This window comes from Pseudomonas sp. SWRI179, assembly GCF_014268705.1.
Lineage (GTDB): Bacteria > Pseudomonadota > Gammaproteobacteria > Pseudomonadales > Pseudomonadaceae > Aquipseudomonas > Aquipseudomonas zanjanensis.
This window is the reverse complement of sequence record NZ_JABWRA010000009.1, coordinates 107,082-129,045: the sequence shown is the minus strand read 5'-3', so window position 1 is coordinate 129,045 and position 21,964 is coordinate 107,082. Positions and strand designations below refer to the sequence as shown.

Below are 21,964 nucleotides of genomic sequence, written 5' to 3'. Positions count from 1 at the left end.
GGTGACGAACCAGTCACCCAGCAGTTTGGCGATCAGGAGACAGGGTATGAGTGGCGCAGCAACAACAGCGGGCGATTTTTGCTTCAGCGCGATGGCGGGCGAGTTTCCAGGAGCGCCGTCAACGGAAGCGCTTTGGCAGTTGCTTTCCCAAGGGCAGGTCGCACCGATCGAATCGATGCCGACACGCTGGAACGTGGACAAGGCATCGATCTATTCAACCAAGGCCGGCGAGAAAGATCGCACCTACCTGGACAGCGCTTTTTGCCTGACCGACGACGCTTCGACTCCGTCACGGCACGAAGGACGACAGGTCGCCATTGGCAAGAAAGTGCTCCAGACGCTGTTCAGCCAACTGGCCGCACAGGGCTCGCCATTGAGTAGCGAACGCACGGCGTTGGTGGTAGCGACCTCCTGGAGTGACGAGAGCTATTTCGTCACCGGCATGTCCGGAAAACCTGATGCACCGCTGGGCTTTACCCCGGGTGAACAAGTCGCGGCGCTGGCCGCGGCCTTTGCCTTGGGTGGACCGGCGCTATCGGTGGACACCGCGTGCAGTTCGTTCCCCTATGCCTTGGACATGGCCCAGGCACTGGTTAACAGCGGCCAGGCAGATAACGCGATTGTCATGGCCCTCAACACCGTGCTGCCGCCGGCGCTGTTCCTGGGCTTCTCGCAGTTGACGGCGTTTTCCGCGCGGGCGCGGATGGAAGCCTTCGGCCAGGACGCCGACGGCATTGTACCGGGCGAATGTGCCGTTGCGTTCCTGGTCGAACCGCTCGCCCAGGCCCTGACCGCGCAGCGCCGTCCAATGGGCGTCTTGCGCGCCTTGGGCATGTCCGCCGACGGCGCCGAAGGCTCGGTGTTTGCCCCCGGCAAACAGGCCCAATACTCGGCTTACCAACGTGCTTATCGCGGCCTTGACCCAAGGGACGTGGACTACATCGAAACCCACGGCACCGGTACACCGCTGGGGGATGCGACGGAACTGGCGTCGCTGGACAGCTTCTTCGCGCCCCATCGCACGGACGGCGAGAAAATCACCATCGGTTCGATCAAGTCGGTCATCGGCCATCCCCTGGCCGCTGCCGGCGGCGCTTCGCTCGCCAAGGCCCTGATGATATTGCGCCACAAAGGCATTCCCCCGCAGCCGGGCTATCGCCCCAGCACAAAGGTCGACGCCACCTGCCTGCGACTCGCCACCCAGCAAGTACATCCTCTGGAGGCGCGTCAGTCGGCGATCCGGATTGGCATCTCAAGTTTCGGTTTTGGCGGCGCCAACGCTCACCTTGTGGTGGATGAATACGTTCCCAACGAGCGGCCTGCCGCAGCCCCCGCCAACACCTGCGGCGTGGTGATGCTGGACCTTGCCATCGTCGAGGCTGAGGCCGCGCTGGGCAGCCACCGTTCGTTGCAGGCATTCCAGCAGCAGCTCGACCAACCGGCGGCGCCTTCGGTCGTGTTCCCTTATGGGCGTTTTGTCGATTACACCCCGGCACCCGGTCAGCCGTTGCTGGGCAAATTCCTCGCCCAGGACCACGTCATCGATATCGATGGCTTCGGCATGGGGCCCAAGCCGCTGGCCCACGTCGACCCGTTCAAACTGTTGATCACCGATCGCGTCAACCACTTGCTGCGACGCTTGCCGGGCGTGGCCGGTTCGCCCGGCACCGCGATGGTCATGTGCTGCAACATGGGCGGCGAGCGCTTCAGCAACGCCTACAGCAGCGCCCACAACTTCTTTTCGCGGACACACGGCGCGGCGCCGGGCGTCGAAGTGACTGACGTGGCAACCATGCTGCCGAACATGCTGTCCGGCTACCCGGCGCAGATTTTTGACTTCAAGGGTTTCCATCAGACCCTGGTCGGCACCGCGGGCCTGTTCTGGCAAACCTTGCTGGCTTCGCCGCAATGGTTCGACAACGGCATCACCACCCTCCTGCTCGGTGCCGGGCGTTTTCTCAGCGGTGAAATCGAGGTCGAGCGTGCCCGGCGTACCGAAACCCAGCAGGGTGAAGGACTGGGGCTACTGGCGGTGCGTCGCTATCAGCCGCAGGCCTCAGACAAACCGTTGCTGGTGATCCGCGCCGCAGTCCTCGCCCACGCCGCCGACTCGTTGGAAGCGGCTTGCCGGTTGGTGGGCAAAGCGCCGAGCGATTATCCGAACGTTGATGCCTGTGAGTTGCAGCCTGCTGCGACGCCTGCCAGCGGATCACTGCAGGAGATCACCGGCTTCCTGGCTGAAGCCAGTGGTATCGAAACCCTGTTGGCGGTGATGTTGAAGGGCGCGACCCATAGCGTGATCGAGGTGCGTGAGGCCGGCAAGACGGTGATGTGGCTGTTTACCGAACGGCTTCGCCAGTGGACTCCGACCACAGCCGAGGCCAGCTCGCCCATCAAGCATCCGTTCATGCTGCGCTTTGCCCATTCGTCATCCCAGGAACTGCAGCAGGTCATCACGCCTGTCAGCCTGGTCCGCGAGCCACAGAACGACGGCGTCGACGTGCAACAGCTCAGCGACATGCTCACCAGTACCCTGCTCTCCGGGCTGCGGGTACGGGTGCGCGCCATGGAAAGCCTGTTCGCGCTGCACCGTGGCGATACCGCCCAGCGCCCGACGCCCTGGCAGCGCAGCGCGGAACATAGCGTGATCACCAACGCCCGGCGCAGCCCTCAGTCGCTGCACGCCCAACTGGTGGTGAATGAAGCGCACCCGTACTTCTTTGACCATCCGCTGGATCACATCCCGGGCATCTTGTTGCTGGAGGGGGTGCTGCAATTGCTCGAACTGGCCATGCCGCCGCTGAGCGGACGGGTCGCCTACATCAAGACCCTGACGATCAAGTTCCAGCACTACGTACAGAAGCACGGCACGGTCGATCTGCATGTGGAGCAAGGCGAAGATTCCCAGGTGTTCAATGCCAAGGTCATGCAGGCCGGAAAAGTAATGTGCACGTGCGTGCTCGGGATGGCCTACAGCTCGGCGTTCGAGACCTCGCCGGCCAGCGAGTTCACCGCCACGCCCTGCCGTGACAAGGCCCTGTTGCACAAGGCCCGGGCGGAAAACGTCATCGTCAGTGACATGAGTGGCATCGCCCAAGGCCTGAGCGTGGACACGGTGAAACTGCCGCCGGAGCACTTCTTCCAGGCCGGTGATCCCGAGCACTATTCGATGGTGTATTTCCTCGAAGTGGCTCGCCAGTGCTACATGCAGATCGCCCACAGCCACCTGCGGATTCCACTCAATACCCCGATGAATCTGCTGGCCTTGAGCTTCACCCTGGATCGTCCCATCCCCAGGAACAGCCCGCTGTCCTTGGCGCCGCAGGCCGGTTTTGACGCTGCGCTCCAGGCCTTCAAGACCAACCGCATCTACATCGACCTGTTCAACCGGGGCGAAAAAATCGGACAAGCCAGCATTACCGCCCAGGTGCTGAGTCAATCCGCACCGGCAGCCTGAGCATTGAATGGATCTGCCACCCCGCATGACCGTGCCCCCCACAACCAAGGTGTCACCGTGAACGACGTCAACGTGCAAGTCATAATCAAATCGCCCCCTTCTGAAATCTGGAAGCTCTGGAGCAACTTTCCCGAAGCACCGCTATGGGATACCGACGTTCGCCAGTGCCAGCTCGACGGTCCGTTCCAGGCGGGAACACGCGGCAGATGTGTCCTCAAGAATGGCTTAAAGATGCCCCTGAAGCTGGAAGCCGTGAGCCTGCACGAAAGCTATCGCAACAGCGCACGGCTGCTCTGGATCGACCTGGAATTCGATCACCGGATGCGCCGGCTCTCTGCCGATGAAACCCACGTCATCCATAGCGCGAAGATTTCGGGGCCGTTGAGTTTCCTGTACCGCGCACTGCTGCGCAAAGCACTGGCGAGCGCGATGACCACCGCCCTGGACAATCTCTGCAGGTTGGCTGAACAACGGGCCGCCACCTCGGCGCGGGGGAAAACCGCGACGCCCTTGCACCTCGTGTGAACGCCCTCGGACGTGTTTCGCCTCCTTATCGATAACAGCAACATTTCGGATCTAGCATGAACCTACAGAAAAACACCCGCTATCTCGTCATGGGCATCGTTGGCCTGGGTGTGATCGCCCCAACGTCGAGTTTCGCCGACACGCTCGGCCCCTATGTCAGTGGCATGGGCGGCGTGAACTGGGTCGCTGAACAGGACCTTAACCAGAACAATCTTGATTTCGTCGAAATGGAATACAACCAACCGTTGCATTCCGGCTTCGCCACCGGCCTCGCACTGGGCTGGCGCTTCCCGACCGGGCTACGGCCCGAAGTGGAACTGAGCTACCGCCGCAACACCCTGACCCAGTTCAATCAGCGGGTCTACGAGGGCGGCGGCAGCATCGACGGCAAAGGTGAACAGGAAGCCACCAGCCTCATGGCCAACCTCTGGTATGACATCTCGAACCTGCCGGCCCCCTTGAGCCGCTTCACCCCGTATGTCGGCGGTGGCCTGGGCTACGCCGTGCTGACCATCACCGGCCTGGAAGCTGGCGGCGTCGAGTTCGGCGACACCCATCGCGACACCGTCTCGGCTTGGCAACTCGGCGCCGGGGTCGCTTATGAACTCAGCGAGCATTGGTCCATGTCCCTGGACTATCGCTACTTCAAGACCGGCGAAGCGCACTTCGGCGACATCCAGGGCCTGCCCCAGGGCGATGTGCAAACGGAGTACAACGCCCAGACCGTGATGCTTGGCTTGCGGTACTGGTTGTAGGCGAGGGCCGCTGCGCAGGGACTATGTGGCGAGGGGATTTATCCCCGCTGGGCCGCGGAGCGGACCTAAAATTAGACACTGTGATGTTTCAGGTTGACCGCATTCAGCCTTTGTTGGGGCTGCTGCGCAGCCCAGCGGGGATAAATCCCCTCGCCACAAGGTTATTTATTTGATGGGGGTATAAACGAAAAATGCTCCGTACCTTTCGATACGGAGCATTTCTTCAAGGCTTCCTCAGATGGCCAGGGCTTCACGCGGTGGTGAGTCGCCTGCTTCAATCGCCTGTAGAATCCAGAGCGATTCCGCAGTTTCTATCGAAGAAGCCAAAGCGGAACCTGCCTGGTATCCTTCAGGCGTTCTGGTTCCAGGGACGGTCTCCATGCTCGTCCTTGATGCGCGTCGGCAAGCCCATCACATCCAGCGCCTCGAGGAACGCCTCGGCAGGCAGCTCCTCGACGTTGACCATGCGCTGCACGTCCCACTCGCCACGGGCCACCAGCAAGGCTGCGGCCACGGGTGGCACGCCGGCGGTGTAGGAAATGCCCTGGCTGTCGGTTTCGGCGTAGGCATCCTCGTGGTCGGCTACGTTGTAGATGAACATCTCGCGCGGCTGGCCATCCTTGGTGCCCTTGACCAGGTCGCCGATGCAGGTCTTGCCGGTGTAGCCCGGCGCCAGCGAGCTCGGGTCAGGCAGCACGGCCTTGACCACTTTCAGCGGCACGACTTCCAGGCCTTCGGCGGTCTTGACCGGTTGCTCGGAGAGCAGGCCAAGGTTCTTGAGCACGGTGAACACATTGATGTAGTGCTCGCCGAAGCTCATCCAGAAACGCACGTTGGGCACGTCGAGGTTCTTCGACAGCGAGTGCACTTCGTCGTGACCGGTCAGGTACAGGTTCTGCGAGCCTACGACCGGCAGGTCGTCGGTGCGCTTGACTTCGAACATGGTGTTGCTGGTCCACTGGCTGTCCTGCCAGCTCCACACCTGTCCGGTGAATTCGCGGAAATTGATTTCCGGGTCGAAATTGGTGGCGAAATATTTGCCATGGGAGCCGGCATTGACGTCGAGAATGTCGATCGAATCAATGCGGTCGAAATGCTGTTGTTGCGCCAGTGCCGCATAGGCATTGACCACACCCGGGTCGAAGCCCACGCCGAGAATGGCGGTGATGTTCTTCTCCTGGCACTCCTGGAGATGGTTCCACTCGTAGTTGCCGTACCAGGGCGGCGTCTCGCAGACCTTGCCCGGTTCTTCGTGGATGGCGGTGTCCAGGTAGGCCACGCCGGTATCGATGCAGGCACGCAGCACCGACATGTTGAGAAAGGCAGAGCCGACGTTGATGACGATCTGCGACTCGGTTTCGCGAATTAGCGCCTTGGTCGCTTCGACATCCAGAGCGTTCAGTGCAAAGGCCTTGATGTCGGCGGGTTGCTTGAGACTACCCTTGGCCTTGACGCTGTCGATGATGGCCTGGCATTTGGAGATGTTGCGCGACGCGATAGCAATACGACCGAGTTCGTCGTTGTGCTGCGCGCACTTGTGGGCCACCACCTTGGCGACACCTCCTGCACCAATGATAAGTACGTTCTTCTTCAATTTCTTTATTTCTCCTTCCGCCAGCTCAAGAGAGGCTGGACAAGTAGTCGTCGTAAACAAACTCGCGAACCACCTCGACGCTGCCGTCGAGTTGCTTCACAACGATGGACGGCATCTTCAGGCCGTTGAACCAGTTTTTCTTGACCATGGTGTAGCCCGCTGCGTCGATGAACGACAGCCGATCGCCGATGGACAACGGACGATCGAATTTGTATTCGCCAAAGATGTCTCCGGCCAGACAGGATTTGCCGCACACCATGTAGGTGTGTTCGCCCTCGCTCGGTGCCAGCTTGGCGTCCAGGCGATAGATCAGCAGATCGAGCATGTGCGCCTCGATGGAGCTGTCCACCACGGCCAGGTGCTTGCCGTTGTAGAGCGTATCGAGCACGGTGACTTCCAGCGACGCGCTCTGGGTGATCGCGGCCTCGCCCGGCTCCAGGTAGACCTGCACGCCATACTTTTGCGAGAAGGCCTTGAGCCGTGCGCAAAAGGCGTCCAGGGCGTAGCCCTCGCCGGTGAAATGGATGCCGCCACCGAGGCTGACCCACTCGACCTTATGCAGCAAGTGACCAAAGCGTTCTTCGATAGTGCCCAGCATCTGGTCGAACAGGCCGAAATCGCCGTTCTCGCAGTTGTTGTGGAACATGAAGCCGGAGATGTGCTCGATGACCTGCTCGATCTTCACCGGATCCCACTCGCCCAGGCGGCTGAACGGTCGCGCCGGGTCGGCCAGCAGGTAATCGGAGCTGCTCACCTGCGGATTGACCCGCAAGCCACGGACCTTGCCGGCGGACGCTTCGGTGTAGCGCTGTAATTGGCCGATGGAGTTGAAGATGATCTTGTCGCAGTTGGCGAGCATCTCCTCGATCTCATCGTCGGCCCAGGCCACGCTGTAGGCATGGGTCTCGCCGGCGAATTTCTGCCGGCCGAGCTTGAGCTCGTAAAGCGACGACGAGGTGGTGCCGTCCATGTACTGCTGCATCAGGTCGAACACCGACCAGGTGGCGAAGCACTTGAGCGCCAGCAAGGCCTTGGCCCCGGACTGCTCACGCACATAGGCGATCTTCTGCATGTTCGCCAGCAGCTTTTGTTTGTCGATGAGGTAGTACGGCGTTTTGATCATTTTCGAGGCCTCCGGGCAAGGCGAGCCAAAAAAGGATGCGCATTGTGCCTTCACTGACTGCAGATCGAAAGAGCGAAAAGCCTCGTTCGCGCAATCATCCTGATCCAGGCCGACGCTTTGCGATAACCGGACGTACCGGCCGCCCAGGCGACAAGAGGCTGGATCTGGCAACGAAGGGATAATCAAAAAGCGCTGACGCTCGACCTTGAGCCGTCACGGATAAGCGGCACGGCGGGTTAACCGTCCGTGATCAGCTTTTATACATCAGGCCATGGAGCACACCGAACCTGAGGCCCGCTTCGCTAGCGAGCATGCCTGTAATACCGAAGACCTTGAACGCCGCCAGCATGATCGCCAGGCCACCGGGCAAGATGCCCAGGCGATGGCGTTGCAAGCCGGCCAACCTGAGTTGATCGACATGCCCGACTTCCAGCAGCCGCAGCGACAGGCGCAGCAACCCGCCGTAGGTGATGCCGCCTTGTCCGAAGTCGTTGAGGCCATTGGCCTTGAGCACCTTGGCCAACATCCGCGCCGTACCGGATGAGCCGATCACTTGCTGCCAGCCCTGCGCGCGATAATGCGCCGCCACTGCTTCAAACTGCAGGACGGCTACGCGTTCAGCCTCCAGCAGCGCCTGAGCGGTGATGCGTCCGCCCGGAAAGTAACGCGCGCCAAAGGTGCCACTGCCAATGGCAATGCTCTCCGTCAACAGCGGTTGGGCGCCCTGCCCCAAGATCAGTTCGGTCGAGCCACCGCCGATGTCCACCACCAATCGCGTCTGTTCAACGCCGGGCACCGTATGGGCCACGCCGGCATACACCAGCCGGGCCTCTTCATGCCCCGACAGCACGTCGATCCGAAACCCCAGGTGCCGCTCGGCACTGGCCAGGAACAGCTGGGCATTGGCCGCTTCGCGCACGGCACTGGTCGCTACCGCCCGCACCCGCCCGGCTTCAAAGCCGCGCAGTTTCTTGCCGAATCGGGCCAGGGCCTGCCAGCCTCGATCCAGCGCCAGCTCGTCCAGCGCCCCGGCCTGCAAGCCCTCGGCCAATCGGACCGGCTCGCGCAAGGTTTTCACTTCCTGGATCACCCTCTGTCGATTGCGCCTGACCGACTGACCAATCATCAGGCGAAAGGCGTTGGAACCCAGGTCAATGGCCGCGAACAGGGGGGCGTCGCCTTTCATAGCGGTATTCCTTGATTCATCAGCCAGCAGGCACAAGCGCTGCCGAGCATCCCACAATGATTTGCGAGGATCCTGCCACGCGTTCGATGACACCTGGATGACACTCCCTGTTTTAGCCAACGACAAACTCATGAAGCGTAGATGACGTCACTACTATGTAACAAACTGCAGATAGCGTGGATCGCGCCTCCACGACCGAGTTCTCCACCATGCTTTTAACCCAGGACACCTTGGTACAGCGCATCCACCGCGAGTTGCTCGATCACAGTGACGAAGAACTGGAGCTGGAGTTGTCCGAAGACGGGCATGACCTGAACGCCCTGTTCGATGAACACGCCCCGCAAAGCAGCGAAAAGGAAAGCCGCCGACTGTATTTCAGCGAACTGTTCCGCCTCCAGGGCGAACTGGTAAAGCTGCAAAGCTGGGTGGTCAAGACCGGGCACAAGGTCGTGATCCTGTTCGAAGGACGGGACGCCGCCGGCAAGGGTGGCGTGATCAAGCGCATTACCCAGCGACTCAATCCCCGGGTGTGTCGCGTTGCCGCCCTGCCCGCCCCCAACGACCGTGAACGGACTCAATGGTATTTCCAGCGCTACGTCTCGCACCTGCCGGCGGCGGGTGAGATCGTGCTGTTCGACCGCAGCTGGTACAACCGCGCCGGGGTCGAACAGGTCATGGGCTTCTGCACCGACGACCAGTACGAAGAGTTCTTCCGTACCGTGCCGGAATTCGAGCGGATGCTCGCCCGCTCCGGCATCCAGCTGATCAAGTACTGGTTCTCCATTTCCGACCAGGAACAGCACCTGCGCTTTCTCAGCCGCATTCATGACCCGCTCAAGCAATGGAAGCTCAGCCCCATGGACCTGGAGTCCCGTCGGCGCTGGGAGGCCTATACCAAGGCCAAGGAAATCATGCTTGAGCGCACGCACATCGCCGAGGCCCCCTGGTGGGTGGTGCACGCCGACGACAAGAAAAAGGCCCGGCTCAACTGCATCCATCACCTGCTGGGGCAAATGCCCTATGAAGAAGTGGAACTGCCGACCATCGAGCTGCCGCAGCGGGTACGGCAGGAAGACTATTCCCGCAGCCCGACGCCACCGGAGCTGATCGTGCCCCTGGTCTATTGAGACCCGCCTGGCAGGGACGCCCGGCATCGGCTTGTTCACCTCCTGCCGTCACATATCTATGTGGGAGCGAGCCTGCTCGCGAAAGCGGTGCATCAGCCAACATCCATTCAACTGACCGGACGCCTTCGCGAGCAGGCTCGCTCCCACACTGTTCCGAGGCGCTGCCACTATTGATGCCTGGCCCAATTCCCCTGTGGGAGCGAGCCTGCTCGCGAAAGCGGTGCATCAGCCAACATCCATTCAACTGTCCGGACGCCTTCGCGAGCAGGCTCGCTCCCACACTGTTCCGAGGCGCTGCCACTATTGATGCCTGGCCCAATTCCCCTGTGGGCTGGGTGAGTTCATAGCCAGAAACGGTTAACATCCCTTTCCTTCGTCTACCCTCACAGAACGGCGTACCACCCCTGTGGGCTGACGCTTCAATATTTCCTTGCCTTCCTGTATCGGAGATCCTTCATGCTCAAGCCGTCCTTGGCGTTGGCCGCTGGTGTTGCCCTGTCGTTTTGCAGTTGGCTGGCGCAGGCCGCCGACACCCTGAAAGTCAGCGCGATTCCCGACGAAGCCCCGACCGAGCTGCTGCGCAAGTTCAAGCCACTGGGGGCTTACCTGGAACAGCAGACCGGCATGAAGGTCGAGTTCGTCCCCGTGAGCGACTACCCGGCCGTAGTCGAGGCGCTGGCCACCGACCGGATCGACATGGCCTGGCTGGGTGGCTTCACCTTCGTACAGGCGCGCCTGAAAACCGGCAACGCCATCCCCCTGGTCCAGCGCGAACAGGACGCCCAGTTCACCAGTAAATTCATCACCGCCGACCCTGCCGTCAAATCCCTGGCCGACCTCAAAGGCAAGAGTTTCGCCTTTGGTTCGGTGTCGTCGACGTCCGGCAGCCTCATGCCGCGCTATTTCATGCTCCAGGACGGCATCAAGCCGGAAACCTACTTCAGCCGCGTGGGTTATTCGGGCGCCCATGACGCCACCGTCGCCTGGGTCCAGGCCGGCAAGGTAGACGCCGGGGTGCTAAACGCCAGCGTCTGGGAAAAACTGGTCGCGGCCGGCAAGGTAGACACGGCCAAGGTCAAGGTGTTCGCCACCACCCCCACCTACTTCGACTACAACTGGACCGTGCGCGGAACCCTCGACCCGGCGTTGGCGGCCAAGATCAAGGCGGCCTTCCTGGCCCTCGATCCGGCCAACCCGAAGGACAAGGAAATCCTCGACCTGCAAGCCGCCAGCCGCTTCATCGAAACCAAGCCTGAGAACTACAAGGGCATCGAGGACGCCGCGCGCGCCGCCGAACTGCTCAAATGACCCTGCAACTGACCCAGGTCAGCGTGACCCATGCCAACGGCGTCCAGGCGTTGCGAGGCATCGACTTGCACATCGGCGCCGGCGAACAGGTCGCGGTCATCGGCCCGTCCGGTGCCGGCAAGTCGAGCCTGCTCAACCTGCTGGCCACCGCCCTGCGCCCGGGCAGCGGCGAGGTGCAACTGCTCGGCGAGCGAGCCTGGCAGCTGCCTGCCCGTCAGCGGCAGCGCTTGCGCGCGCGCATCGGCCTGATCCACCAAGCGCCGCCCCTGCCGCCACGCCAGCGGGTGGTCACGGCGGTCCTGGCCGGAAAGCTCGGTCAGTGGGGCATTGGTAAAAGCCTGTTGAATCTGCTGCACCCGCTGGACATTCCCGGCGCCAGGGCGGCATTGGCCCGGCTGGACCTGGGCGACAAACTGTTCGCGCAATGCCAGCAACTGTCCGGCGGTCAACTGCAACGCGTGGGCATCGCCCGAGTGTTGTACCAGGCGCCGGAGGTGTTGCTGGCCGACGAGCCGGTTTCGGCCATGGACCCGGTATTGGCCGAACATACGCTTTCGGTGCTTTGCCAGCATGCCCGGGAACACAACGTGACCCTGGTCGCCAGCCTGCACGCGGTGGAACTGGCCTTGGCGCATTTTTCCCGGGTCATTGGCCTGCGTGAGGGGCAGATCCTGTTCGACCTGCCCACCGAGGCGGTCGACCGTCCGCTGCTCGACACGCTCTACGCCAACGATCAACTGCAGCCTTCACCAACGCCCCCTACTACCTTGAGCGTGCAGATCCCCCGATGCTGACACGCGATACCCGAGACCCCGCCACCCGCCCTCGCCTGCTGATCAGCTTGCTGGCCCTTGTGCTGCTGTGGCCGGGCATCCGGTTCAGCGAATTGGACCTCAGCGTATTGGTCGCGAGTGACAGCCAGAGCGAGATGGGCCGCTTTGTCGCGGCGTTCTGGCCGCCCGCCCATGGCGACGAATTCGTTGAACTGCTGTGGCAGGCCACCTTGCAGACGCTGGCCATCGCCACGGCGGGCATGGCCCTGGCGTTGCTGCTGGCGGTGCCCGCGAGCCTGCTGGCCAGCCGCGCCCTGTCACTGTCGGCGGCCTCCCGTGCCGGCCACCCTGGCTATTGGGGCCAACTGCTGCGCTGGCCGGTACGCGGCCTGTTGATCTTCTTGCGCAGCGTCCCGGAAATCGTCTGGGCACTGCTCTTCGTCCGCGCCGTCGGCCTCGGCCCCACGGCCGGCGTACTGGCGATCGCGATTACCTACAGCGGCATGCTGGGCAAGGTCTACGCGGAAATCTACGAATCGGTCGACCAGCGTCCGGCCCACGCACTCTTGCAGTCCGGCAGCAGCCGACTCGCCGCCTTCTGCTACGGGATCCTGCCCAATGTCGCGGCGGAACTGTTGTCGTACACGGTGTATCGCTGGGAGTGCGCGATCCGCGCCTCGGTGGTGATGGGTTTCGTCGGTGCCGGGGGCCTGGGCCAGCAGATGGACCTGTCGCTGCGCATGTTCGCCGGCGGCGAAGTGGCCAGCCTGCTGCTGACATTCCTGGCACTGGTGCTGCTCGCCGATCAACTCAGCCGCCTGCTGCGCTGGAGGCTGGCATGAATCGCCTGATCAACGCGGCCATTGTCCTGTGCCTCGGCGCGGCGGTCATCGCCTCGTTCGTTTACCTCGGCATCGACCTGGGCGAACTCGGCGACAGTCGCAATCTGCACCAGATGGGCGCTTATGCGCAGCGTTTCTTCAGTCCAGACCTGAGCCCGGCCCATTTGAAGGCGATCGGTCACGGCGCCCTGGAAACCCTGGCCATGTCGGCCCTGGGCACCCTGCTCGCAGCGGTGTTCGGCCTGCTGTTGGCCTTGCCGGCAGCCGGGCGCTTTGGCTGGCCCCTGCAGAGCGCATCGCGCCTGGTGCTCAACGCCTTGCGTGCCGTTCCAGAACTGGTGTGGGCCGCGCTGATGGTCCTGGCCGCCGGGCTTGGCCCGAATGCCGGCACCCTGGCCTTGGCCCTGCACACCACCGGCGTGCTCGGCCGGCTGTTCGCCGAAGCCCTGGAAAATACCCCCTCCGAACCTGCCGACGCCATCCGCCTGCAAGGCGGCAACGCCGTGTTGGCGTTCTGTTACGGCACGCTGCCCAATCTCCTGCCGCAACTGCTGGCCTATGTCCTGTATCGCTGGGAAAACAATATCCGCATGGCCAGCGTGCTCGGCTTCGTCGGTGCCGGGGGCTTGGGGCAAATGCTCTACGTCAGCCTCAGCCTGTTCCAGGAAGCCCAAGGCAGCACGGTGATTCTGGCGATGCTGTTGCTGGTGTTGGCCGTCGATACGTTAAGCGGTTGGAGTCGCCAGCGTTGGGTCAAGGCTTGAGGGCGTTACCTTGCGTTGATGTGGCGTGAGCCCATCCCAAAAAAGACTGCGCAACCCCGTGGGAGCGGGCTTGCTCGCGAAGGCATTATCAGATTCAACATCATCGTTGGCTGACAGTCTGCGTTCGCGAGCAAGCCCGCTCCCACAAAAGCTTTCCTCTGGGCATTTACCGCCCCCCATCGGCTGGGCTTGCGGTTCCGACAGGCCGGATTCAAGCCGGCGCCAGCCCAGCCGATAACCCTATCAATGATAGCCCCTGGCCTTGCCGGGCTCTGCCAGTTGCATAGGGTAATGATCAATGGGTTTGCCGCTGAATCGCCTGCTGATGTGGGGCGTCCTGATGTTCCTCGCTGCAAGCGCTTGCGCGGCAGAGACACCGCTGCGCATCGTGACGGAGGAGTTGCCGCCCTACAACATGACGCAGGACGGGCGCGTGACCGGCATGAGCACCGAGGTGGTCCAGGCCGTGCTCAAGGAAGTCGGCATGGACGCACCCATCCAGCCCATGCCCTGGGCCCGAGCCTACGAAATGGCGCTCAATGAAAGCAATGTGCTGATCTATTCGATCGTCCGCACGCCTGCACGGCAATCGCTTTTCCAGTGGGTCGGCACCATTGGCCCGACGCAGTGGTACATCTATTCCCTGGCAGACCGGCCGGTAAAACTCAACTCGCTGGCCGATGCCCATGGTCATCAGATCGCCACGGTCAATCAGGACGTGGGCGAGCAGTACCTGGTCTCGAAAGGCTTTCGCATCGGCGAAGACTTGCAGTCGAGCACCAAGTACGAACACAACTACCGCAAGCTCAAGGTCGATCACGTGGAGCTGTGGATTTCCAATGAGCTCAACGCGCTGTACCTGACGCGCCAGAACGGCGAAGACCCGGACAAGGTGCTGATCCGCTCCCTGGCGCTACCCGAACTGAGCAGCCCGGACGGCCTGAACATGGCGTTCAGCCGCAAGACGCCGGCCGAAACCGTGGAGAAGTTCCGCGTCGGCCTTGAAACCATCCGGCGCAACGGGGTCTACGACGCCATCCTGCGCAAATGGTTATGACATGGGTGACCCTTTCCGCACGACGTCCTCCCTGCCACCAGCGACCAAGGCGTTCAGTTCCCTGGGCCGGCGCCTTGTGCTGGCAACGCTGTTGTTCTGCCTGGTCTTTACCCTGGCCATGGTGACCTGGCGCACCTGGCAGGCCTGGGAAAACAACCTGGCGGACATGAATTCGGAATTGGCCCTGATCGATCAGGTCTTCCAGAACACCCTGGCCTACGCCATTTGGGAACTGGATCGTGAATCTCTCGACCAGCAAATCACCAGCGTCGCCGCGGCCGCTCCCGTGGGTCGCGTGGTGTTGAACATCTTGCGCCCGGGACAAGCGCCGGAAGTCATCGAACTCAAGCGCTACACCGTCGATCAATCGGGCGTGGTGCCGGTGCTGCATCGCCAGCTTATCGCCCACCCCTACGCCGGGGCCCATGAAAAAGTCGGTGAGCTGACCATTGAAGGCGACAATAACCTGCTGTGGGAGCGCCTCTGGAGCGAAGCACGCGGCATCGTCATCACCCAGCTCATCCAGTCCTTGCTGCTGGCTGGGTTGGTCATGACCATGTTCAACCGCCTGGTGACCGTGCATGTGGTGCATATCGCCCGTCATCTGGGTGAACTCGCGCCGCACACCCTCAAGCATCATCTCAAGCTGCAACGAGCGGTGCAGCGCCAGGACGAACTGAGCCTGCTCGAGTTCCAGGTCAATGAACTCCAGGACAATCTGCGCGCGCACCTCGAACGCCAACACTCGGACGAACTGGCCTTGGCCGCCAGCCGCGATCAAATGGCCGAACTGGTCGAGGCACGCACCGCGGAACTGAAGGCGGCGAACCAGTCGCTTGAAGCGCTGTCCCGTCACGATGCCTTGACGGGCCTGGCCAACCGTCGCTATTTCGACGAATTGAAGGAGATCGAGTTTCGCCGGGCGATCCGCCACAACACCCCGCTGGCCGTGCTCATGTGCGACGTCGATTTCTTCAAGATCTACAACGACACCTACGGCCACATGCAGGGCGACCTGTGCCTGAAAGAGATCGCCGAAACCCTGCGCACTGTGTTCGGCCGCTCAGGCGAACTGACCGCCCGCGTAGGCGGCGAAGAGTTCGTCGTGGTCCTGCCCAACGTCGACGCGGCCCAAGCCTGCGAAGCCGCCCAACGCTTGCGCGCCAGCCTGGCGGAACGTGAGCTGCCCCACAGCGGTTCCAAGGTTTCACCTTTCGTCACCGTGAGCATCGGCGTCGCCGAGTTGGACACGCAGACCATGGACCATTTCGATCAACTGTTGCAACGCGCCGACCAGGCGCTGTACCGGGCCAAACACCAGGGACGCGACCGCGTCGCCCTGTAATTACTCTCGCGCGCCATGAGGTCTATCTATGCACTATCGCCTGATACTCTGCTCGTGCTTGCTACTCGCCTCGATCAGCCTGCACAGCCACGCCGACACGATCGAAGTCGTGACCGAAGACTCCCTGTACGCCCATCAGCGTGACGACAAGGTCATCGGGCCGGGCATTCGCATCGCCGAAGAAACGCTGAAAAGCGCGCAGCTCACCGATTACAGCCTGTCGCTGTACCCATGGGCCCGGGCCTACGAAAAGGCGCTGCACGAGCCCAACGTGCTGATCTTCCCGTTGGACCGCACCCCGGCCCGCGAACAATTATTCAAATGGGTGGGTGAAATACATCGCGTGGCGAGCCGGCTCTATAAATTGCGCGACAATAAAGACATCGCCGTCAACAGCCTCGAAGAAGCCAAGCAGTACAGCATCGGCGTGGTGCGAAACGACGCCAAGCAGATCTACCTGCAACAACGTGGATTCACCCGGCTGGTCATCTCGGCCAACAACCACGACAACTTTGAAAAACTGCTGAATCGCCAGATCCAGTTACTGCCGATGCCGGAGAATACCGCGCGCCTGATGAGCAAGGATGCCCAGGTGGATTTCACTTCGCTGGAAGAGGTCTATACCCTCGACGAACAACCCCACAGGGTCCACCTGGCCTTCAGCCTGAGCACGCCGGATGAAGTCGTCGCCAAGGCCCAACTCGCTTTCGAAAAACTCAAGGCATCCGGTGAAGTCGCACGAATCATGAACGAACAGCGGTAGACTCTGGGGGATCACACCGCAAGCAACGATGAGGTATGTCCCGATGAGTAAAGCGTCCTACGTTCCGCCCAAGGTCTGGAAAAACGACGCCCCGTCTGGCGGCCATTTCGCCAGCATCAACCGCCCGGTCGCCGGGCCGACCCACGAAAAAACCTTGCCCGTTGGCAAGCACCCGCTGCAGCTCTACTCCCTGGCCACGCCCAACGGCGTGAAGGTGACCATCCTGCTGGAGGAGCTGCTGGCGCTGGGTCATGCGGGCGCGGAGTACGACGCCTGGCTGATCCGCATCAACGAGGGCGATCAGTTCTCCAGCGGCTTTGTCGAGGTCAACCCCAACTCCAAGATCCCGGCCCTGCTGGACCGCAGCGTGGAACCCGCCATCCGTGTCTTCGAGTCCGGTTCGATCCTGCTGTACCTGGCGGAAAAATTCGGCGCCCTCCTGCCCACCGACCCGGCAGGTCGCACCGAAACCCTGAATTGGCTGTTCTGGCAGATGGGCTCTGCACCGTACCTGGGCGGTGGCTTCGGGCATTTCTACGCCTACGCGCCGGAGAAACTCGAATACCCGATCAATCGCTTCACCATGGAAGCCAAGCGCCAACTCGACGTCCTGGACCGCCGCCTTGGCGAAAGCCAATACCTGGCCGGCGATGACTACACCATCGCCGACATCGCGGTCTGGCCCTGGTATGGGCAACTGGTGCGCAACAACGTGTACGGCGCCGCCGAATTCCTGAGTGCTCACGAGTACACCCATGTGCAGCGCTGGGCGGAAGAGATCGCCAAGCGCCCGGCCGTAAAGCGTGGGCAGCGGGTCAACCGCACGTGGGGCGATGAAGCGAGCCAGGTGCCGGAGCGGCATGCGGCTGGGGATTTGGGCTGAGGCCCTGTGGGAGCGGGCTTGCTCGCGAAAGCGGTGGATCAGCTAACATCGATGCTGAATGTGCCGACATCATCGCGAGCAGGCTCGCTCCCACACTGGATCGGCGGTGAACCTCAGTTTTCTGACCAATACAGCCCCCTGTGGGAGCGAGCCTGCTCGCGAAAGCGGTGGATCAGTTCGCCTCGATGCTGAATGTGCAGACGTCTTCGCAAACAAACTCGCCAACTCCCGCTCTGCAAAAAAACGGTTTGCCAGCGATACACGGCTACCGACTCTTGCAGGTCTTTGCAGAAATTCCAACTTCTTGATTTCAGTAAATAAATCGCCCCCCTCATAGGCTGCCCCCGCGCCCCCTGACTTACGAGGCCCATTGAGTTTTTTCAGGATATATACCTTCCTTCCAGAGCCTCGCTAATTTCATGCTTGCCCTCTGCATCCATTCTCCGTCTTGGTCTAATGGGCACGCAGCAAGTACCGTTAGCGTTCCCCGCACTTTGTTTAGCCTAAGAACACCAACATCCGCACCCCGCCCAAAAGAGTAGTCAACGTACTCCTCGGTATCAGCAATCTTGTCCATTTCAATGTAAAAGGCCATATTTTTCAGTCCTACCTTCGTTACTTCGTTAACGGGACACCGCCGTTAACGCGGAACAGCGGACGGTCGGAGCAATAATGAAATGGGGTGTGGCCGACGGTTTTTGCTTCTGATCGTTCGGTCATTTGCGATCTCCACTGACTGAGATGCAGCAGGACCGCGATACAGAGCTGCGGAGCAGATGAGGCCGTTTTTTTGATCTATTGATATGCATTGTTCAACTCCCTTGATTCGAAGAGCTGCCGCATCCGTTACCAAGCGAATGGGTGGCAGCTGTGCGCAGGTTGGTAAACCGGGGAATCAAGGAACCGGCACGTCAGAAGACGTCCCACGCACAGCTGCCATAAAACAAAATCGCAGGCCTGAAAGCCTGCAATCCTGTCTGTGCACTGTTACGCCTTATTCCACCGGGTTACCAAGCCCGGTCGCTGAATGTGCAGCGACATCCAGAGCGTAACGCGACAGAAAACCTTCGGCGAGAGGCTTAGGAATAGAATAGTGCTTTTGGTGGGATTTTCAGAAGTTTCCTACACGAGCCCCAATGCTCGCAGTCCATCAGGGACAGACACGTTTTGCGGACGCAGCTCAAATTCTCGAAGCACCTTTGAGAGGCTTGAGCACGCGTTGCGAGCAGGGGTACATCAAGAGGCACAGGTATTGGAGCAGATTTATGGTGATCCCTCAGGATTTGTCCCCCGTTATCCTGATACCTCCGACTGGCAAAACGTATCGCTCACCGAAGTGTCGATGATGATCTCGAAATGATCTTTGTCATGCTTGACTACCGGTGAAACTGAGCTGATTAGCTTGAGTTCAACGAGCTTCCCACAGATCTTGATCTTTTGGCGATTGAATGACCTTAGCGTCTCTTCATCAGTGCGATTTTCGACATGCGAACTGAAAATTTCTCGCTCGCTTCCTCCACTCTGGACCACGTTAGGACAAGACGCAGCTTCGAAGTCTTCACAGTAAGCTATTGGCACTGCAAGTTTATTTACAATGCGCAACTCGTATAAAAAAACTTGTTCCTCCAAGTTCTGTGCCAGAAAACAACCAGACAACACCAGCGGCAAACCCAATATTCTAAGGACGCTTAGAGATACAAATAAAATTCTTGACATCGCTCTCACTCGCAATTAATCGGTCAAATTTTATCCTAACGCTATCGGCTTCGTAGTATTTCATCAAATTCATTTCACCAGTTTTTGCGAGTAAACGGCGACAGACCACATTTCCAAAAACCAAGACAGCAATCGCTGCGCTGCACCTCCCGGCCGGCCTCGCTGAGTTCTCCGTCCGATAATTGCTTCAACTTCATCAGAGAACGTGGTCTGCCCCGCTTCTCCCAAGCAAAAACCGTTCTTTCAATGCAGCCACAACATCACGCATTGCTAAAAGCGGAGGAATCTCATCTTGAGAATATAAGCTGCAAGAAGACATATCCTCTGGGTAGTCAAAATCCGCATAAGCTTCCTGAAGGAAATTTATCTTCTCTTCGTAAGAGCCATCTAATGCTTCTATCCATAATAAGAATCCCAGTCGCCACTTATCTACGTCTGAAGCCCTACTTGTGCTCTCTAACGTTGAAATCAGACCAATAAGCTCATCATCACTTAAATCCTCCCCCCCGGCAATGATAGCGACATTCTCATTACTAGCATGACTGCCACTCACAAGCTGATTGACAGCGTAATCAAAAATGTCCTCTCTCTTTACCCACCCCCTTCTAAACCCAAAAACAAGTGTCGACCAACTCATCAAACCCAACCCAATCAGTATCTTGAACGGAGACATTTTTTCCATCCTATTTTTGAGACTCTGGTTAGGCAGCCGGGGGGAAACGGAGATAGACCACGTTTTCTAAATTAAGACAGTAATCGCTTTCCCAGGCGCCCCGGACGGCCTCGTTGAGCTCGCCGTCCAATCTTTGCTTCAATTTCATCAGAAAATGCGGCCTACTTCCATTTTTCCTGCCTGGCGGGAACGAATGGTGGTGGTTCCTTGGTTTACCGTAGAGAGGCCCCATTCCCAGCCGAGGGGTCTTCAGGCTTTCTCCATAGGAGTATCCTTGGCTGATCATGCACGACCGCTCCCTTCATCCGCGGCGCCCTCATAAAAAGACCTTTCAAACCGATGACTTACAGCGAGGAAAAAACAATGTATCAAACCGCTCTCCAACAAATCCGCGCTGTTTATGACGATAAAACCATTCGTGTTTATCAAGCCTATTCCGATGCTATTGCCGACAGTGCGTTAACACGCGGAACGTTTGTTTCGCCTCCCTTTAAAATGGAGCGCATGACGTGGATTAAGCCATCATTTCTGTGGATGATGTATCGCGCCGGTTGGGGATTCAAGGACGAAGGCCAAAAACGCATCCTTGCCATCGACATAACCCGCGAAGGTTTCGAGTGGGCACTGGCACATAGCTGCTCTAGCCATTCTGAACCTAACATGAGCCACGAGGAATGGAAACAACTCAAAAGCCGCTCCTCGGTACGTGTTCAGTGGGACCCAGAGCGCAATCTACTACTGCAACCACTGCCGTATCGCGCCATCCAGATAGGCCTCAGCCAAGAGGCCGTCCTTTTATATACCGAAGAATGGATTCAGCGGATTACTGACGTAACACCACTGGCCCACAAGATCAATTCACTTGTAATTAATCAGCAGATGGATGAAGCAAAAAAACTACTACCTCCAGAAGCTCCACTGCTAGGAATATGAACCAAAAGGCCCATATACCACTTTGTTGTTCTGCATCGCCTCTTCAAACTCAAGCTGCGTTGGCATAGACTCAAAGTGATCTACCCACTGCTCTTTTATGTGTTCGAACCAGTCTCCAGAGTTCATCTCATGGATTGGCTCCAAAATTTCAATTGGATACAGACCATCATCAGAGAGCCGCTTTAGCGCTTTCTGAGTAGCATCAACATAATCAATTCCAGACGCATAGCAACTTACATATGCCCCAGAAAAATCGGACGGCATGATTGACGACTCAAGCGGCCGAACATGAAAAGGAATAATAAAAACTATCGCCACCTTTACGCCTCTACCTAAGGAAAAAACGGAGACAGACTACGTTTCCAAACCAAGACAGCATCGCTTTCCGGGTGCCCCGGTCGGCCTCACTGAGCTCCCCGCCCGATCATTGCTTCAATTTCATCAGAAAACGTGGTCTGTCCCCGTTTCTCCTTTTTTATCGGGAACAAACAGTTCCCATGCCCCGGCCAATTTTAGATCCCTGATTACACTTAGAGTGCTAGGCCATCCATCGCCATAAACTTTTATATAAACAAACTCAATTTGCTGATCAACATCGTAGAAAAAAGAAACCTCCAACTCAAAACCTGAATAAATTTCGATCTCAAGTTTTTCACTCAGAAAGCTCAACCCCAAGCTATCAATCAGACATTCTTTAAACTCTAACGGCAAACGATTGCTCGTCTCAAACTCCCATCCATCCTGACCCAACTCTTTTCTTGCCCCTTCAGGAAGAATGAAAGCGGCCTGATATTTCCCCTTCATGACATCACTCCCATACAAGAACCGAAATTTTATTCAAACCTGCTTTCTTAGCGGCTACGGTACGACGGTGCTCATCTTGGATCTCCAATCGACCAGCGGAAACCGGGGACACTAAGCCCTCAGGGTTTATCCCCATGTCCTCCCCTATTGACAAAATTTATCGCTTACCGCTCTGTTAATGATGATCTCTGAATGGGCTTTGTCATACTTGACCACTGGGGACACGGTGCGAATCATCTTGATATCGAGGACCTTTCCACAGATCTTAATTTTTTGACGGTCGAATGCCTCTGAGTTTTCTTCGTCACTATCGACATGCGAATAGAACATTACACT

19 protein-coding genes and 1 pseudogene are annotated in these 21,964 nt (G+C 59.3%); 13 read left to right on the top strand and 7 right to left on the bottom strand.

Features of this window, described 5'->3' with window-relative positions:
* Nucleotides 1–46 precede the first annotated feature (46 nt).
* Genes HU767_RS07655 through HU767_RS07645 form a run of 3 tightly spaced genes read left to right on the top strand, consistent with a single transcriptional unit; the run spans nt 47 to nt 4,737 of the window.
* On the top strand, nt 47–3,457 hold the full coding sequence (locus HU767_RS07655) for a beta-ketoacyl synthase N-terminal-like domain-containing protein (protein ID WP_186729107.1): 3,411 nt from the start codon (nt 47–49) through the stop codon (nt 3,455–3,457).
* Between the two features lie 57 nt (nt 3,458–3,514).
* Complete coding sequence (locus HU767_RS07650; RefSeq protein ID WP_186729105.1) at nt 3,515–3,982, top strand: SRPBCC family protein; 468 nt, start codon at nt 3,515–3,517, stop codon at nt 3,980–3,982.
* Between the two features lie 56 nt (nt 3,983–4,038).
* On the top strand, nt 4,039–4,737 hold the full coding sequence (locus HU767_RS07645; RefSeq protein WP_186729096.1) for an outer membrane beta-barrel protein: 699 nt from the start codon (nt 4,039–4,041) through the stop codon (nt 4,735–4,737).
* Nucleotides 4,738–5,086: 349 nt separating this feature from the next.
* Here HU767_RS07645 and HU767_RS07640 read toward each other — a convergent pair whose 3' ends face one another.
* From HU767_RS07640 to HU767_RS07630, 3 genes are all read right to left on the bottom strand, one after another.
* On the bottom strand, nt 5,087–6,331 hold the full coding sequence (locus HU767_RS07640) for a saccharopine dehydrogenase family protein (RefSeq protein WP_122565818.1): 1,245 nt from the start codon (nt 6,329–6,331) through the stop codon (nt 5,087–5,089).
* 25 nt (nt 6,332–6,356) lie between these two features.
* Complete coding sequence (locus HU767_RS07635) at nt 6,357–7,454, bottom strand: carboxynorspermidine decarboxylase (RefSeq protein WP_053122737.1); 1,098 nt, start codon at nt 7,452–7,454, stop codon at nt 6,357–6,359.
* Between the two features lie 250 nt (nt 7,455–7,704).
* Nucleotides 7,705–8,640, bottom strand: coding sequence for a Ppx/GppA family phosphatase (locus HU767_RS07630; protein ID WP_186707372.1), 936 nt, complete (start codon nt 8,638–8,640; stop codon nt 7,705–7,707).
* 209 nt (nt 8,641–8,849) lie between these two features.
* On the opposite strand from HU767_RS07630, the gene ppk2 reads away from it, so the two are divergent.
* The 9 genes from ppk2 to yghU all read left to right on the top strand — a co-directional run bounded on the left by ppk2 (nt 8,850) and on the right by yghU (nt 17,502).
* The gene (gene ppk2 / locus HU767_RS07625; RefSeq protein WP_186729089.1) at nt 8,850–9,767 is read left to right on the top strand and encodes a polyphosphate kinase 2; all 918 of its coding nucleotides are present in this window, start codon (nt 8,850–8,852) and stop codon (nt 9,765–9,767) included.
* A 456-nt stretch (nt 9,768–10,223) separates the two neighbouring features.
* Nucleotides 10,224–11,075 (top strand): putative selenate ABC transporter substrate-binding protein, encoded by an 852-nt coding sequence (locus tag HU767_RS07620; protein ID WP_186729087.1) that lies wholly within the window; start codon nt 10,224–10,226, stop codon nt 11,073–11,075.
* Complete coding sequence (locus tag HU767_RS07615) at nt 11,072–11,869, top strand: ATP-binding cassette domain-containing protein (protein WP_186729085.1); 798 nt, start codon at nt 11,072–11,074, stop codon at nt 11,867–11,869. The genes HU767_RS07620 and HU767_RS07615 overlap by 4 nt, the downstream gene beginning before the upstream one ends.
* A complete protein-coding gene (phnE, locus tag HU767_RS07610) occupies nt 11,863–12,690 on the top strand; it encodes a phosphonate ABC transporter, permease protein PhnE (protein WP_186729083.1) in 828 nt (275 codons plus the stop codon). The genes HU767_RS07615 and phnE (HU767_RS07610) overlap by 7 nt, the downstream gene beginning before the upstream one ends.
* Nucleotides 12,687–13,454, top strand: a complete 768-nt coding sequence (phnE, locus tag HU767_RS07605; RefSeq protein WP_186707367.1) for a phosphonate ABC transporter, permease protein PhnE — start codon at nt 12,687–12,689, stop codon at nt 13,452–13,454. Before phnE (HU767_RS07610) ends, phnE (HU767_RS07605) begins: the two co-directional genes overlap by 4 nt.
* 298 nt (nt 13,455–13,752) lie before the next feature.
* Nucleotides 13,753–14,511 carry a transporter substrate-binding domain-containing protein gene (locus HU767_RS07600; RefSeq protein ID WP_186707366.1) on the top strand — a complete coding sequence of 253 codons (759 nt, stop codon included), beginning with the start codon at nt 13,753–13,755 and terminating at the stop codon, nt 14,509–14,511.
* Nucleotide 14,512: 1 nt separating this feature from the next.
* Nucleotides 14,513–15,856, top strand: coding sequence for a diguanylate cyclase (locus tag HU767_RS07595; protein ID WP_186707365.1), 1,344 nt, complete (start codon nt 14,513–14,515; stop codon nt 15,854–15,856).
* A 28-nt stretch (nt 15,857–15,884) separates the two neighbouring features.
* On the top strand, nt 15,885–16,619 hold the full coding sequence (locus tag HU767_RS07590) for a transporter substrate-binding domain-containing protein (RefSeq protein WP_186729081.1): 735 nt from the start codon (nt 15,885–15,887) through the stop codon (nt 16,617–16,619).
* A 43-nt stretch (nt 16,620–16,662) separates the two neighbouring features.
* Nucleotides 16,663–17,502, top strand: coding sequence for a glutathione-dependent disulfide-bond oxidoreductase (yghU, locus tag HU767_RS07585; RefSeq protein WP_186729079.1), 840 nt, complete (start codon nt 16,663–16,665; stop codon nt 17,500–17,502).
* Between the two features lie 618 nt (nt 17,503–18,120).
* Here yghU and HU767_RS07580 read toward each other — a convergent pair.
* Together HU767_RS07580 and HU767_RS07575 are read right to left on the bottom strand one after the other, a co-directional pair.
* Nucleotides 18,121–18,222, bottom strand: a pseudogene (locus HU767_RS07580) (DUF3077 domain-containing protein); the annotation flags it as partial.
* Nucleotides 18,223–19,414: 1,192 nt separating this feature from the next.
* Nucleotides 19,415–19,891, bottom strand: coding sequence for a DUF2247 family protein (locus HU767_RS07575; protein WP_186707361.1), 477 nt, complete (start codon nt 19,889–19,891; stop codon nt 19,415–19,417).
* Nucleotides 19,892–20,230: 339 nt separating this feature from the next.
* Between HU767_RS07575 and HU767_RS07570 the strand changes: the two genes are divergently transcribed.
* The gene (locus HU767_RS07570; RefSeq protein ID WP_225917565.1) at nt 20,231–20,824 is read left to right on the top strand and encodes a DUF4291 domain-containing protein; all 594 of its coding nucleotides are present in this window, start codon (nt 20,231–20,233) and stop codon (nt 20,822–20,824) included.
* Here HU767_RS07570 and HU767_RS07565 read toward each other — a convergent pair.
* Together HU767_RS07565 and HU767_RS07560 are read right to left on the bottom strand one after the other, a co-directional pair.
* Complete coding sequence (locus HU767_RS07565) at nt 20,813–21,088, bottom strand: hypothetical protein (RefSeq protein ID WP_186707360.1); 276 nt, start codon at nt 21,086–21,088, stop codon at nt 20,813–20,815. The two genes, HU767_RS07570 and HU767_RS07565, sit on opposite strands and share 12 nt — an antisense overlap.
* Nucleotides 21,089–21,265: 177 nt before the next feature.
* Nucleotides 21,266–21,628, bottom strand: coding sequence for a hypothetical protein (locus HU767_RS07560; RefSeq protein WP_186707359.1), 363 nt, complete (start codon nt 21,626–21,628; stop codon nt 21,266–21,268).
* Between the last annotated feature and the right edge of the window lie 336 nt (nt 21,629–21,964).